This is a genomic window from Achromobacter sp. FW305-C-13, from assembly GCF_058783475.1.
In genome coordinates this window covers 1,477,977-1,492,757 of the sequence record NZ_JBYSYN010000002.1, presented here as the reverse complement: position 1 = coordinate 1,492,757, position 14,781 = coordinate 1,477,977, and the positions used below count along the sequence as shown (strand labels likewise).

The window sequence follows — 14,781 nt, the reverse complement described above, 5'->3', positions numbered from 1 at the left end:
ACGTGCCAGGGGATCAATAGATTGTGCAATTTTATCAATTGCGTTGTGCGATCAAGGAACATATGCTCGGGAGTCTTATCCTCGGCTCACCACGACATCCCATCATGCCCCAGCAAGATTCCCGCCTTGGCGGTCACATTCTGGTCGACCAACTGGTTGCCCAGGGCGTCAAACATGTTTTCTGCGTGCCCGGCGAGAGCTACCTGGCGGTGTTGGACGGCCTGCACGACGCTGACATCAAGGTCACCGTCTGCCGTCAGGAAGGCGGCGCGGCCATGATGGCCGATGCCCACGGCAAGCTGACCGGCGAGCCCGGCATCTGCATGGTCACCCGTGGCCCGGGCGCGTCCAATGCGCTGGCCGGCGTGCACATCGCCAAGCAGGACTCCACGCCCCTGATCCTGTTCGTGGGCCAGATCGAACGCGGCATGCGCGAACGCGAAGCCTTCCAGGAAATGGACTACCGCGCCGTGTTCGGCACGCAGGCCAAGTGGGTCACCGAGATCGACCAGGTCGAACGCATTCCCGAACTGATCTCGCGCGCCTTCCACATCGCGACTTCGGGCCGCCCCGGCCCGGTCGTGATCGCTCTGCCCGAGGACATGCTGGTCGAAGCGGCCAAGGTGGCCGACGCCCCGCGCTACGAATTGATCGAATCCGCCCCCACGGCCGGCCAGCTGGCCGACCTGGAAAAGCTGCTGGCCGACGCCAAGAACCCGGTCGCCATCCTGGGCGGCACGCGCTGGGATGCGCGCGCCGTGCAGCAGTTCGCCGATTTCGCGCAGCGCCATGCGCTGCCCACCGCGGTCTCGTTCCGCCGCCAGATGCTATTCCCGGCGGACCACCCGTGCTTCATCGGCGACGTGGGCCTGGGCATCAACCCGGCGTTGCTCAAGCGCGTGGCCGATGCGGACCTGATCCTGCTGGTCGGCGGCCGCATGTCGGAAAACCCCAGCCAGGCCTACACGCTGCTGGACATCCCGGTGCCCAAGCAAAAGCTGGTGCACGTGCATCCCGACACCGCCGAGCTGGGCCGCGTGTACCGCGCCACCCTTGCCATCAACACGTCGCCGGCCGCCTTCGCGGCATCGCTGGCCGGCCTGAAGGCGCCTGCCAAGCCCGTGTGGGCCGAAGGCACCCAGGCCATGCGCGAGTCGTACCTGAAGTGGAGCGACCCGGAAACCATCACCACCCCAGGCGCGCTGCAAATGGGCCAGGTCATGGCCTACCTGGAAAAGACGCTGCCGGCCGATGCCATCATGACCAACGGCGCGGGCAACTACGCTACCTGGCTGCACCGCTTTCACCGCTTCACCCGTTTCGGCACGCAACTGGCGCCCACCTCGGGCTCGATGGGCTACGGCCTGCCGGCCGCCGTCGGCGCCAAGCGCGTCTGGCCAGACAAGACCGTCGTCTGCTTCGCGGGCGACGGCTGCTTCCTGATGCATGGCCAGGAATTCGCCACGGCCGTCCAGTACGACCTGCCCATCATCGTGGTGCTGGTCGACAACGGCATGTACGGCACCATCCGCATGCACCAGGAAAAGCACTACCCCGGCCGCATTTCCGCGACCGAACTCAAGAACCCGGACTTCGCCGATTACGCGCGCGCCTTCGGCGGCCATGGCGAACGGGTCGAGACCACCGACGAGTTCGGCCCCGCCTTCGAGCGGGCGCTGGCCAGCGGCAAACCGGCGATTTTGCACTGCTTCATCGATCCGGAAACCATCACCCCGTCGACGACCTTGGAAAAGATCCGCGACGCGGCGCTGAAGGCCCAGCACTGATACCAGACCGGGCGGCATCGCCGGCGGCAAGCCTCTGGCGCGCTGCCGTGCAAACCCCAACTTGCCGCCCGAATTATTTTAGGTTTAAACTTTCTAGATTCCGAATACGGAAATCCATAGCGGAGACCCAGCATGTCCTCGAATCCTTCTTTTCAATGGCAAGATCCCCTGTTGCTGGACCAGCAACTGACCGAAGAAGAACGCATGGTGCGCGACGCCGCCTATGCCTATTCGCAGGACAAGCTTGCCCCCCGCGTGCTGAACGCCTTCCGCAACGAGAAGACCGATCCGGAAATCTTCTCGGAAATGGGCGAACTCGGCCTGCTGGGCGCCACCATTCCTGAAGCCTACGGCGGCGCTGGCCTGAACTACGTCAGCTACGGCCTGATCGCGCGCGAAGTCGAACGCATCGACTCCGGCTACCGCTCGATGATGAGCGTGCAGTCGTCGCTGGTCATGGTGCCGATCAACGAATTCGGCAGCGAAGCGCAAAAGCAGAAGTACCTGCCCAAGCTGGCTCGCGGCGAGTGGATCGGCTGCTTCGGCCTGACCGAACCGAACCACGGCTCCGACCCCGGCGGCATGGAAACCCGTGCCGTCAAGACGTCCGACGGCTACAAGGTGTCGGGCAACAAGATGTGGATCACCAACTCCCCCATCGCCGACGTGTTCGTGGTGTGGGCCAAGTGCGTCGGCGGCGAGTTCGACGGCAAGATCCGCGGCTTCATCCTGGAAAAGGGCATGAAGGGCCTGTCGGCTCCGGCCATCCACGGCAAGGTCGGCCTGCGCGCCTCGATCACCGGCGAAATCGTCATGGACGAAGTCGAAATCTCCGAAGACCAGATGATGCCCGGCGTGTCCGGCCTGAAGGGTCCGTTCACCTGCCTGAATTCCGCCCGCTACGGCATCGCCTGGGGCGCTGTCGGCGCCGCGGAAGCCTGCTGGCACACCGCCCGCCAGTACACGCTGGACCGCAAGCAGTTCGGCCGCCCCTTGGCCGCCAACCAGCTGATCCAGAAGAAGCTGGCCGACATGCAGACTGAAATCACGCTGGCGCTGCAAGGCTGCCTGCGCCTGGGCCGCATGAAGGACGAAGGCACCGCCGCCGTCGAGATAACCTCGATCATGAAGCGCAACTCTTGCGGCAAGGCATTGGACATCGCCCGCCTGGCCCGCGACATGCTGGGCGGCAACGGCATCTCCGACGAGTTCGGCGTAGCCCGCCACCTGGTGAACCTGGAAGTGGTCAACACCTACGAAGGCACCCACGACGTGCACGCCCTGATCCTGGGCCGCGCGCAAACCGGCATCCAGGCGTTCTATTGATCGCTTGACCGGCCTTGTGCCGCGCAAAGCCGCCCTTCGGGGCGGCTTTTTCGTTTCCGAACGTCGGGACCGGGTCCGCGGGGCCGGGGCGTTGCGCATTGCCGTTAGCCCGTATTGGCCGCGGCTTGCACACGCCGTACGCTTTGTGGCACTTGCCCCGACCAGGAGTCGCGAATGCCCGTCCGCCCCCTCTTCCGCCCGCCCTTCCGCCTGCTGGCGGGTATCGCCCTGCTGCTAAGCGCCCATGGCGCCTACGCCGTCACCACCCTGACCATGACGACCGAGTACCCAGCGACGTCCATGCCCGGGCAAGGCGTTTCCACGTTTGCGGACCTGGTCCGTGCGAATACGGCGGGCAATGTGGTGATCGATGCCACGTACGACGCGTCCAAGGGCATCAAGTCGGGCGACATGATCGATGCCGTCGAGGCCCGCAAGGTGGACGCCGGCGACGCCTTCGCCGGGGCGCTGGCCACGAAGTATCCGCTGTTCGGCGTATCGTCGTTGCCGTTCCTGGCGGACTCGCTGGCCAAGGCGCGCAACTTGAACAAGGCTGCGCGCCCCGCCTATGAGAAGCTGCTGGCCGCCCACGGCCAGAAGTTGCTCTACACCACGCCGTGGCCCGCTTCCGGTATCTGGTCCAAACAGAAGATCGACGGCCTGGCCGCGCTTAAGAGCCTGAGCATCCGCACCTATGACGCCACGTCCCAGGAAGTGATGCAGAAGGCCGGGGCCCGCGCGGAGAACATTTCATTTGCCGACGCCATGCCGCGTATCGTCGCGGGCGAGGTGAACGCCGTGCTGTCGTCGGGCGACGGGGGCGCCGGGCGGAAGCTTTGGGAACATCTGCCCCACTTCGCCGAGATCAACTACGCAATGCCAATTTCAGTCGCGACGATGAATCTGCAGGCGTATCAGGCCCTGGACGAGCGCTCACGGCGCGCCATCGACCAGGCTGCGGCGCAGACGGAAACCGAGCAATGGAAGCGGATCGACGGCCGCCTGCAGCAAAACTACGCCAACATGCGCAAGAACGGCGTTGCGATCAATACGGCCGTGCCGTCCGCGGTGCGCCGCGCGCTGCGCAGCGCTGCGGCGGATTCGGTGCAGGCCTGGAAAACGGCGGTCGGCCCCGAGGCGGCAAGCATCCTGAAACGGGGGGCCAACCGCTGACCGTGCAAGCGGGCCGCCACGGGGCCCCCTAAGGCGGCAAGCCGGGTAGATCAGGGGCGGAGAAGGCGGCCGTGCCTAGTTCTCGCCCGATAGATCGAAGAGGCTCGTCGCGTCCAGTTCCAGCACGCCTTCATCGTGCTGGTTGATCACCGTCCAGGCCCACGTGATGATGCCCAGGTCCGGGCGCGAGGATGAGGTGCGGGCGCCCTGCACCCGCGCTTCCAGGCGCAGGGTGTCGCCCGGGCGCACCGGCGTGCGCCAGCGCACTTCGCCCAGGCCGGGGGAACCGAAGGACTCGGAGTCATGCAGCGCGGCGTCCACCGCCATACGCATGGCCAGCGCGCAGGTATGCCAGCCGCTGGCGATCAGGCCACCCCAACGCCCTTCCGCGGCCCGTTGCGGGTCCGTGTGGAACCACTGGGGATCGAACTTGCGTGCGAACTCCAGGATCTCGGCCTCGGTAATGGTGACCGGACCCGCCTTGATCAACATGCCGTCTTTGAATTCGGCGAACTTCATCTTTGATTTTCCCCCTGACCAACGCGAACGGCGCGCCGTGGCGCGCCGTTTTTCACGTGAGTCACGCTCAAGTTTCTGGATTCAGTACGTCTCGAAATGCAGGCGCCCTTCGCGGCGCAGCACCTCATGCAGGATAGACCAATCCTGCCCCGCTTGCATCGTCACTTCGCGCAACGCGTCCAGCACGCCGACTTCCATGCCCTTCAAGCCGCACACGTAGATGCAGGTGTTGCGGTCGCTCAGCAAGTCCTGCACCTGGGCAGCCCGTTCCCGGATCAGGTCCTGCACGTAGCGCTTGGGTTGCCCGGCCTCGCGCGAGAGGGCCAGGTTGATGTCGATGAAGTCGCGGGGCAGCTTCATCAGCGGGCCGAAGTACGGCAGTTCGCGTTCGGTGCGGGCTCCAAAGAACAGCATGAGGCGGCCGTTTTCCCCGGTGTCGATGCGCCGGCGGTAGCGTTCGGTCATGGCACGCATCGGCGCCGAACCGGTGCCCGTGCAGATCATGATGAGATTGGCGCGCGGATGATTCGGCATCAGGAAGGTATGACCGAACGGGCCGATCACCTGCACCGTGTCGTTCTTGGCCAGATCGCACAGATAGTTCGAACACACGCCATGCGCGGCGGCGCCGCCGTGGTCTTCGGTCACGCGCTTCACGGTCAGCGACAGGTTGTTGTAGCCGGCGCGTTCGCCGTCACGCGGACTGGCCAGCGAATACTGCCGCGCGTGGTGCGGCCGGCCCTGGGCGTCCACGCCCGGCGGCAGGATGCCGATGGACTGCCCTTCCAGCACCGGAAAGGGCAGATCGCCGAAGTCCAGCACGATGTGGTGGATATCGCTTTCGGTGTCGGCGCCGGTCACGCGGTAGTTGCCCACCACCGTGGCAGTCATCGGCGCCTTGTGCGTGTAGAGATTGACGTAGGGATGCGCGGCAGACCACGGCGGAACCGACGCACCCGCCGACGAAAATGAGGCGGGCGCGGCAGGCACCGGCGTCTCGGCCAGGGCTGCCAGAGGTTCCTCGCCCGCGCCGGCATCCACCGCTTCCGGCAAGGCCTTTTCCCCGGGCAATTCTTCCCAACCCAACTGATCCTGCACTGAATACGCGTCGGCGCGCAGCACCAGCCGCCAGTTGTCGATCGCCCCCGTGGGGCACGGCGGCACGCAAGCCATGCAGCCGTTGCAGATATCGGGATCCACCACATAGTTGTTCGAATCGTGCGTGATCGCGTCGACCGGACAGGTTTCTTCGCAGGTGTTGCAGCGGATACAGATCTCGGGGTCGATCAGATGCTGCTTGAGCACTTGTACGGGCAGGGGGGCGTTCATCGCAGTCTTCCCAATGCGCTGGCGGACGGCGCGCGGACGCGCCGCCCTGTCGCCTTAGTTGAAACGGACGTAGTCGAAATTCACCGGCTGGCGGTTGATGCCCATGACGGGCGGCGCGATCCAGTTGGCGAACTTGCCGGGTTCGGTGACGCGGCCCATCAGCGATGCGACAAACGCGCGGTCTTCCGGCGTGGGCAGCCATTTGTGGCTGTTGGCCTGCCATTGGGATTCCGACAGGATCTCGCCTTCGGGAGACATGCGGATGCCGGCCAACGTGCCGATCTGGCGGTTGAACGCCTTGTGCGGCACATGCAGGCGAAAAGGAATGCCGCTTTTCTCGATGACCTTGTTCCAGCGCCCGATGCCGGCCACCGAATCGCGGATGAAGTCGTCACGCAGCACTTCGTTCAAGGCATTCAGCATCGGCACTTCGACCTCGTTCAACTTGCCGTTGTTCACGGTCAGCACGCGGTAGGTGTCGTTCTTCAGTTGATGATCGTCGGTGCGCTTGGATTCCTCGTAGCGGCCCTTCAGCCCGGAACCGTAGAAGATCGCAGCGTTGGAGGACTGGTCCGCGCCGAACAGGTCGATGGTGACGCTGTAGTGGAAGTTCAGGTAGCGCTGGATGGTCGGCAGGTCGATCACGCCGGCGGCGCGCACGCTTTCGGGGTCATCGGTCTTCAGCTGGTTCATCACTTCGCAGGTGCGCTGGATCACGCGGGAAATGCCCGATTCGCCCACGAACATATGATGCGCTTCTTCGGTCAGCATGAACTTGGTGGTACGGGCCAGCGGGTCGAAGCTGGACTCGGCCAACGCGCACAGCTGGAACTTGCCGTCGCGGTCGGTGAAGTACGTGAACATATAGAAGGCCAGCCAGTCCGGCGTCTTCTCGTTGAACGCGCCCAGGATGCGCGGGTTGTCGGAGTCGCCCGAACTGCGCTGCAGCAACGCGTCGGCCTCTTCACGCCCGTCGCGGCCGAAGTAGCGGTGCAGCAAATAGACCATCGCCCACAGGTGGCGGCCTTCTTCGACGTTGATCTGGAACAGGTTGCGCAGGTCGTACTGCGACGGCGCGGTCAGGCCAAGATGGCGCTGCTGCTCGATGGAGGCGGGCTCGGTGTCGCCTTGCGTGACGATGATGCGGCGCAGGTTGGCGCGGTGTTCGCCGGGCACGTCCTGCCAGACGTCACGCCCCATGTTTTCGCCGAAGTGGATCTTGCGCTGGCCGTCCTGCGGCGCCAGGAAGATTCCCCAGCGGTAGTCGGGCATGCGGACGTGGTTGAAATTGGCCCAGCCGTCCGGTTCCACGCTGACCGCGGTGCGCAGGTAGACGTCGAAACCGTGCGAGCCGTCGGGCCCCATGTCCTGCCACCATTGCAGGTAGTTGGGCTGCCAATGCTCCAGCGCGCGTTGCAAGGTGCGGTCGCCGGACAGGTTGACGTTATTGGGGATCTTATCGGTGTAATTGATTCCAGACATGTCTCGCTCCTTTTCTTGTTCAGACCCGGTTCCAGTCGAATGCGGCCTGTTCGCCCTTCCCGTAAAGCTTCAGCGCGCCTTTGTCGCCGGCCGCATTGGGACGGTTGAAAATCCAGTTCTGCCAGGCGGTCAGCCGGCCGAAGATGCGCGTCTCCATCGTTTCCTTGCCGCCGAAGCGCAAGTTCGCCTCCAGCCCGGTCAAGGCGTCGGGCGACAGCGCGCGGCGTTCTTCCAGCATCATCCGCACCTCGTCATCCCAATCGATGCTGTCGGGCGCGAAGGTCACCAGGCCCAGGTCCAGGGCATCTGTGGCCGACAGGCGCTGCCCAGCGCGGGCGCGCACGGCTTCCAGTGGCGCGGTTTCTTCATAGAAGCGGCGCTGCAGGCGGCTTTGGCCGTTCACCAGCGGATAGGCGCCGAAGTTGCGTTCGCCCACCACGATCTGCGCGGGCGCCGACGCGTCCTCGTTGTCCAGCATGTAGCTGCGGTCCGCGGCCAGTGCCAGTTCCAACAGCGTGCCCACAAAGCAGGAGCCCGGCTCGATCAGCGCGAACAGGCTGCGCGAGGTCACGTCCAGGCGCGCCAGCGTGCGGCGCAGCATCCCTGCGGTTTCGCGCACGAACCAATGGCCGGCGTGGCGTTGCAGCGCGGCATCGGCGGCCAGCACGGCGTCGGCATCGCCTTCGGTCTTCAGGATCCAGGTGCCGATGTCGAGTTCGTTGGTGCGCATGGACAGGATGGCGTCGTCCAGTTCGCGCGCCATCTGCAACGGCCACCACGCGGCCCCGGCGGCGACGATGTCCGCCAGTTCGGATTCGACCGGGCCTTGCGGGGCGCGCACGGTCCAGGTGGCCTGGCGCTTCTCGCGGTCCAGCTGGATATCCACGTAGCGGTAAGCCAGGCCGTCCGCGCTTTCGGTGCGCTGCACCGGCGTCAGCACGATGCCCTGTTCGCCCGGTTGCCGGTCGCTGCTTTCGGCCAGCGCCAGCGCGCGTTCGCGCACGGCCGCCTCGAAGCGCGCAGGCTTGACCACGTCGTCGACCAGCCGCCAGTCCTTGGCGCGCTGGCCGCGCACACCTTCGACCAGCGTGCAGAAGATGTCGGCGTGGTCGTGGCGCACGCGGCGCTTGTCGGTCACGCGGGTCAGGCCGCCCGTGCCGGGCAGCACGCCCAGCAGCGGAACTTCGGGCAGCGCCACGGAGGACGAACGGTCATCGATCAGCAGGATCTCGTCGCAGGCCAGGGCCAGTTCGTAGCCCCCGCCGGCGCAGGCGCCGTTCAGCGCGGCGATGAACTTCAGGCCGCTGTGGCGGCTGGAATCTTCGATGCCATTACGCGTTTCGTTGGTGAACTTGCAGAAGTTGACCTTCCAGGCATGCGAAGACAGCCCCAGCATGAAGATATTGGCGCCGGAACAGAAGATGCGGTCCTTCATGCTGGTCACGACCACGCTGCGCACTTCCGGATGTTCGAAGCGGATGCGCTGCAGGGCGTCATGCAATTCGATGTCCACGCCCAGGTCGTAGGAGTTCAGCTTCAGCTTGTAGCCGGGGCGCAGGCCGCCGTCTTCCGCCACATCCATGGCCAGCGTGGCGACCGGGCCGTCGAACGTCAGGCGCCAGTGGCGGTAGTGCTCGGGCTGCGTCCGAAAATCGACCCGGTTGATGGTGCTACTCATAGTGTGTCTCCTCGTACGCCCTGCCTGGACAGGAAAAATACTGCATCACATGAATTATTGTGCAGATTAGTGCAGGGAAAAATCCGCGTCAAGCAAGATATGCATAAAAGTGCAGATTGCGTCTCTGGAGCGGGTCGGTGGCCAGACGCAAAAAGGCCGCCCGGTAAGGCGGCCTTTTGAATAGCTGCAAACGAATCTGCGCGATACCGGGTTCGCTATAGCGGCAGGCCGCAGGCTTTGCGCACCTGGGTGCGCAGGCCGGCAAAGCTCTCCTGCACTTCCAGGTTGCTGGTGACCCAGGTCAGGTCGGCCTTGGCGTAGAACGCTTCGCGGCCGGCCAGGATGCGCTTCAAGTCAGCCATTGCCTCGTTGTTGCCCGACATGGGGCGGAAGTCGCCTTGCGCCATCACCCGGCCCATGTGCTCTTCGGGGGTGGCGCGCAGCCAGACCGTGTAGCAATGCGCCAGCAGCAGATTCAGCGTGGCCGGCTCGGACACCAGCCCGCCCGGCGTGGCCAGCACCATTTCCGGATAGATCTGTACGGCCTCTTCCAGCGCGCGGCGCTCATAGCGGCGGTAGGCATTGGGACCGTACAGATTATGGATTTCAAGGATGCTGCAGCCGGCCACCCGTTCGATTTCGCGGTTCAGCTCGACAAACGGATAGCCCAGGTCGTCGGCCAGCATCTGGCCCAGCGTGGACTTGCCCGCCCCCCGCAGCCCGATCAGCGCCACCCGCTGGGTGCGGTTGGGGCGCTGCGCGCCCGCCCCCACGCCAAACAGCTGGGTCAAGGCCTCGCGGGCCCGCTGCAGGTCGGATTCCGTGCGGCCGCTGAGCAACTCGCGGATCAGCAGCCAATCCGGCGATTCCGTGGTGACGTCGCCGACCAGCTCGGCCAGCGCGCAATTGAACGCGCGGGCAATCTGCAGCAGCACCAGGATCGAGGCGTTGCCCACCCCGTGCTCAAGATTGGCCAGATGCCTTTCGGACACGCCGGTCACCTGGGACAAGCCCTTGCGCGTCATGCCGCGTATGGCTCGCAAGCGGCGCACCCGCTCGCCCAATGCCACCAGGAAAGCTTCCCGCCTGGGTTCGGATGGCGCCGCGTCTAGCGCTTGATTCATGTTTTGGCTGACTCCGCAAATACCCTGATACGCCCAATTTTATGCACTATAGTGCTTGACCCAATCGGGTGGAAGCACTATTTTTCCTCCAAGCAGTTCCAAGCCGCCAGGGTGTGCAAAAAAGCAGCACTTGATTTCATGCCGCATCTCAGGCGCCGACAGTGTAAAGGAGGAGTCCCGGTGAGCACGCCAGATCAATTCCATGCCCTGATGCGCGAAGCGACGCGCCTGATGTCGGGCCAAGCGCTGGACGAGGGGCTGCAAGCGCGGCTGAACCAGGAGGCCGGCCCGCACAGCGCTCTTTACCAGGACATCTTCGCCGCCTGTAGGCAGGGCGTGGCCGAAGGCTGGATGTGCAACCGGGAAGGCGGCGGCATCCGCTATGGCCGTGTCATCAAGCCCGCCGACGATCTGGCGGGCTGTTCGGTGGACGTCGTCGACATGGACGACCTGGCCGGCCCCCACCACGCCCATCCCAACGGCGAGATCGATCTGATCATGCCCCTGACCGACGACGCCCGCTTCGACGGTCACGGCGCCGGCTGGCTGGTCTACGGCCCCGGCAGCGCCCACAGCCCGACCGTCACGCAAGGACGCGCCCTGGTGCTGTATCTGCTGCCCGGCGGCGCCATCGAATTCACGCGGCCCGCCAGCTAGGCCCGCGCCCACGGCCAGGCCAGGCCAGGCCAGGCCACAAAAAAACACAGCCATGGCCCGCCCCACCACCAGGACATCAGGAGACAACCGTGAATACCTGCCCCGCCGAACTGAACTTCGCCAGTTACCTGGCCGCGCTGAACGCGCCGCGCGCGGCCAAGCCCGCCTACATCGACGACACGCGCCAGCTGAGCTATGGCGAACTGGCGGAGCGGGTGGCCCGCATGGCGGGCGCCTTGCGCCAACTGGGGCTGCGCCGCGAAGAGCGCATCCTGCTGCTGATGCAGGACACGGCCGACTGGCCCGTGGTGTTCCTGGGCGCATTGCACGCCGGCGTGGTGCCGGTGGCGGTCAATACCCTGCTGACGGCGGATGACTACGCCTACATCCTTGCCCATAGCCGCGTGCGCGCCGTGTTCGTGTCGGGCGCGCTGTTGCCCACGCTGCAGGCCGCGCTGGCCCAGTCGCCGGCCGACGTCGAACACCTGGTGGTGTCTCAGCCCACGGCCCCCCTGCCCGGCGAGGCCCGTGAATTCGAGGCCCTGCTGGCCGCCGCGCCGATTGCACCCGCCGTGCGCACGCTGTCCGACGAGATCGCCTTCTGGCTGTATTCGTCGGGTTCCACCGGCAAGCCCAAAGGCGTGGTCCACACCCACGGCAACCTGTGGCACACGGCTGAACTCTATGCCAAGCCCGTGCTGGGCATCCGCGAAGACGACGTCGTGTTCTCGGCGGCAAAGCTGTTCTTCGCTTATGGCCTGGGCAACGGCCTGACCTTTCCCCTATCCGTCGGCGCCACCGTGGTGCTGATGGGCGAACGCCCTACCCCGCAAGCCGTGTTCCAGCGTCTGACGCGGCATCGCCCCACCGTGTTCTACGGCGTACCCACGCTGTATGCCAGCATGCTGGCCTCGCCCGACCTGCCCCCGCGCGAACAGGTGGCGATGCGAGTCTGCACCTCGGCCGGCGAAGCGCTGCCCCGCGACATCGGCGAACGCTTCACCCGGCATTTCGGCTGTGAAATCCTGGACGGCATCGGGTCGACCGAGATGCTGCACATCTTCATTTCGAACCAGAGCGGACAGTTGCGCTATGGCACGACCGGCAAGCCCGTGCCCGGCTACGAAGTGCAGCTGCGCGACGAGAACGGCGCGCCAGTCGAGCCGGGCGCCATCGGCGACCTCTACATCAAAGGCCCCAGCGCCGCGCTGATGTACTGGAACAACCGCGACAAGACGCGCCAGTGCTTCCTGGGCGACTGGCTGAAAAGCGGCGACAAGTACACCTGCGACCCTGACGGCTACTACACGTATGCGGGACGCAGCGACGACATGATCAAGGTCAGCGGCCAGTATGTGTCGCCCGTGGAAGTGGAGAACATCCTGGTGCAGCACGAAGCCGTGCTGGAAGCCGCCGTGATCGGCGTGCCGGACCACGACGGGCTGGTCAAGACCAAAGCCTACGTCGTGCTGCGTCCGGGTTTCGAACCGGACGCGAACACCGGCGCCGCCCTGCAAAGCTATGTGAAGCAGCACCTGGCCCCCTTCAAGTACCCGCGGCAGATCAACTTCACCGAAGAACTGCCCAAGACCGCCACCGGCAAGATCCAGCGATTCCGCCTGCGCCAGCTTGAAGAGGCCACGCTATGAACGGCGCGGCGGCCACCGGCGCCCTGACGGCCTACCCCGTCTTCGCCGACGTTCAGGCCACTGGCCGCACGCTGCGCCTGGAGTGCCTGTGGATCGCACCTGAACGCGCGACGGCGCCGCTGCTCGTCTTCCTGCATGAAGGCCTGGGGTCGGTCGCCATGTGGAAGGACTGGCCGTTGCAGGTGTGCGAAGCCGCCGGATGCCGCGGCCTGGTGGTATCGCGCTATGGCTACGGGCAATCCACGCCGCGCCCTGCGCAGGAAAAATGGCCGGTGGATTTCATGCACCGTGAGGCGCGCGACGTACTGCCCGCGCTGTTCACCGCGCTGGGCGTGGACGCCCGGCGCGACAAGCCGGTGCTATTCGGACACAGCGACGGCGGATCGATCGCGTTGCTGTATGCCGCGATGCATCCGGAGGCCGTCGCCGGCATCGTCGTTGCCGCGCCGCATACGTTCGTCGAAGACGTCACCGTCGCGAACATCGCGCTGGCGCGCCAGGCGTATCTGGACACGGACCTGCGCAGTCGCCTGGCCCGCTACCACGCGGACGTGGATTCGGCGTTCTGGGGCTGGAACGACATCTGGCTGAACCCCGATTTCCGCCGCTGGAACATCGAAGATCATCTGCCCCGCATCGCCTGCCCCGTGCTGGCGATCCAGGGCGTGGACGACGAGTACGGCTCGCTGGCCCAAATACGCGGCATTCGCCGCCATGCGCCGCAGACCGTATTGCTGGAGATTCCCGACTGCCGCCATTCGCCGCACAAGGACCAGCCCGCCATTGTTATCCAGGCCGTTGCCGATTTCATCGGCGCGTTGGACAAACCCGGCTGGCGGTGACGCCAGCCCATAACAAGCACGGAGACAAACCATGAACCACGCCCTGACCCGAGCTGCGATCGCCGCGGCCCTGACGTTCGCCGCCAGCGGCGCGCAGGCCGCCGACAAGATTAAAGTCGGTTTCATGCTGCCTTATAGCGGCACCTATGCCGCACTCGGCACCGCCATCGAGAACGGCTTCAAGCTGTATGTCGCCGAGCAAGGCGGCAAGCTGGGCGGGCGCGAGATTGAATACTTCAAGGTGGACGACGAGTCCAATCCCGCCAAGGCCGCCGAAAACGCCAACCGCCTGATCAAGCGCGACCAGGTCGACGTGCTGATCGGCACCGTGCACTCGGGCGTGGCGATGGCGCTGGCCAAAGCCGCCAAGGACAGCGACACCACCTTGATCGTGACGAACGCCGGCGCCAACGCCATCACCGGCCCGCTGTGCGGCCCCGGCATCTTCCGCACTTCCTTCACCAACTGGCAGCCGGCGTACGCGATGGGTCCCGTCGCCGTTGCCAAGGGCCACAAGACGGCCGTCACCATCACCTGGAAGTACGCCGCAGGCGACGAGGCAATCGGCGGCTTCAAGGAAGGCTTCGAGAAGGCCGGCGGCAAGGTCGTCAAAGAGCTGAGCCTGCCGTTTCCCAACGTGGAGTTCCAGTCGCTCCTGACCGAGATCGCCGCGACCAAGCCCGATATGGTGTTCACGTTCTTCGCCGGTGGCGGCGCCGTGAAATTCGTGCAGGACTATCACGCCGCGGGGCTGGACAAAACGATTCCGCTGTACGGGTCGGGTTTCCTGACCGACGGCACCTTGCAGGCGCAAGGCGCGTCGGCGCAAGGCCTGTTGACCACGCTGCACTATGCCGACGGCCTGAACACGCCGCGCGACAACGCCTTCCGCGCCGACTACGCCAAGAACTACAACGCGCAGCCGGACGTGTACGCCGTGCAGGGCTATGACGCAGCGCAGCTGATGCAGTCGGGACTGTCCGCCGTCAAGGGCGACTTCGCCAAGAAGGCCGACTTCCGCACCGCGATGCGCGGCGCCACGGTCGACAGCCCGCGCGGCCCCTTCACCTTGTCGGCCGCCGGCAACCCGGTGCAGGACATCTATCTGCGCCGTGTGGACGGCCTGGAGAACAAGGTCGTGGAAGTCGCCGCGCAGAAGCTGGCCGATCCGGCCCGCGGCTGCAAGCTCTGACGCCACGTCCGCCACGGGAGGCC

The 14,781-nt window shown here is 65.5% G+C and carries 12 protein-coding genes; 7 read left to right on the top strand and 5 right to left on the bottom strand.

All coding sequences use genetic code 11. The features are described 5' to 3' along the window. Window positions 1-104 precede the first annotated feature (104 nt). The 3 genes from AC3WMU_RS18285 (at window position 105) to AC3WMU_RS18275 (ending at window position 4,286) form a co-directional block, all read left to right on the top strand. Window positions 105-1,787, top strand: a complete 1,683-nt coding sequence (locus AC3WMU_RS18285; protein WP_006222827.1) for a thiamine pyrophosphate-binding protein — start codon at window positions 105-107, stop codon at window positions 1,785-1,787. Between the two features lie 132 nt (window positions 1,788-1,919). Beyond that, complete coding sequence (locus tag AC3WMU_RS18280; RefSeq protein WP_006222826.1) at window positions 1,920-3,113, top strand: acyl-CoA dehydrogenase; 1,194 nt, start codon at window positions 1,920-1,922, stop codon at window positions 3,111-3,113. Between the two features lie 174 nt (window positions 3,114-3,287). Continuing rightward, entirely contained in the window at window positions 3,288-4,286 is a 999-nt protein-coding gene (locus AC3WMU_RS18275) for a TRAP transporter substrate-binding protein (protein WP_492282776.1), read from the top strand. 75 nt (window positions 4,287-4,361) lie between these two features. Here AC3WMU_RS18275 and AC3WMU_RS18270 read toward each other — a convergent pair whose 3' ends face one another. From AC3WMU_RS18270 to AC3WMU_RS18250, 5 genes are all read right to left on the bottom strand, one after another. After that, on the bottom strand, window positions 4,362-4,805 hold the full coding sequence (locus AC3WMU_RS18270; protein ID WP_006222824.1) for a MaoC family dehydratase: 444 nt from the start codon (window positions 4,803-4,805) through the stop codon (window positions 4,362-4,364). Window positions 4,806-4,886: 81 nt separating this feature from the next. Continuing rightward, window positions 4,887-6,134 (bottom strand): benzoyl-CoA 2,3-epoxidase subunit BoxA, encoded by a 1,248-nt coding sequence (gene boxA / locus AC3WMU_RS18265; RefSeq protein WP_492282775.1) that lies wholly within the window; start codon window positions 6,132-6,134, stop codon window positions 4,887-4,889. A 54-nt stretch (window positions 6,135-6,188) separates the two neighbouring features. Then, window positions 6,189-7,616: a benzoyl-CoA 2,3-epoxidase subunit BoxB gene (gene boxB, locus AC3WMU_RS18260; protein ID WP_006222822.1), complete on the bottom strand. Its 1,428-nt coding sequence runs from the start codon at window positions 7,614-7,616 to the stop codon at window positions 6,189-6,191. Window positions 7,617-7,635: 19 nt separating this feature from the next. Continuing rightward, window positions 7,636-9,294 (bottom strand): 2,3-epoxybenzoyl-CoA dihydrolase, encoded by a 1,659-nt coding sequence (gene boxC, locus AC3WMU_RS18255; protein WP_492282774.1) that lies wholly within the window; start codon window positions 9,292-9,294, stop codon window positions 7,636-7,638. A gap of 215 nt (window positions 9,295-9,509) precedes the next feature. Further along, the gene (locus AC3WMU_RS18250; RefSeq protein ID WP_013395643.1) at window positions 9,510-10,418 is read right to left on the bottom strand and encodes a helix-turn-helix transcriptional regulator; all 909 of its coding nucleotides are present in this window, start codon (window positions 10,416-10,418) and stop codon (window positions 9,510-9,512) included. Window positions 10,419-10,598: 180 nt separating this feature from the next. Here AC3WMU_RS18250 and AC3WMU_RS18245 point away from each other — a divergent pair, with 180 nt between their 5' ends. The 4 genes from AC3WMU_RS18245 to AC3WMU_RS18230 all read left to right on the top strand — a co-directional run bounded on the left by AC3WMU_RS18245 (window position 10,599) and on the right by AC3WMU_RS18230 (window position 14,758). After that, complete coding sequence (locus AC3WMU_RS18245; protein ID WP_006222819.1) at window positions 10,599-11,075, top strand: DUF4863 family protein; 477 nt, start codon at window positions 10,599-10,601, stop codon at window positions 11,073-11,075. Window positions 11,076-11,164: 89 nt separating this feature from the next. After that, window positions 11,165-12,724: a benzoate-CoA ligase family protein gene (locus AC3WMU_RS18240; RefSeq protein ID WP_424625180.1), complete on the top strand. Its 1,560-nt coding sequence runs from the start codon at window positions 11,165-11,167 to the stop codon at window positions 12,722-12,724. Then, window positions 12,721-13,566 (top strand): alpha/beta fold hydrolase, encoded by an 846-nt coding sequence (locus tag AC3WMU_RS18235; RefSeq protein WP_492282773.1) that lies wholly within the window; start codon window positions 12,721-12,723, stop codon window positions 13,564-13,566. Before AC3WMU_RS18240 ends, AC3WMU_RS18235 begins: the two co-directional genes overlap by 4 nt. Window positions 13,567-13,597: 31 nt before the next feature. Continuing rightward, a complete protein-coding gene (locus AC3WMU_RS18230; protein ID WP_006222816.1) occupies window positions 13,598-14,758 on the top strand; it encodes an ABC transporter substrate-binding protein in 1,161 nt (386 codons plus the stop codon). Window positions 14,759-14,781 lie beyond the last annotated feature (23 nt).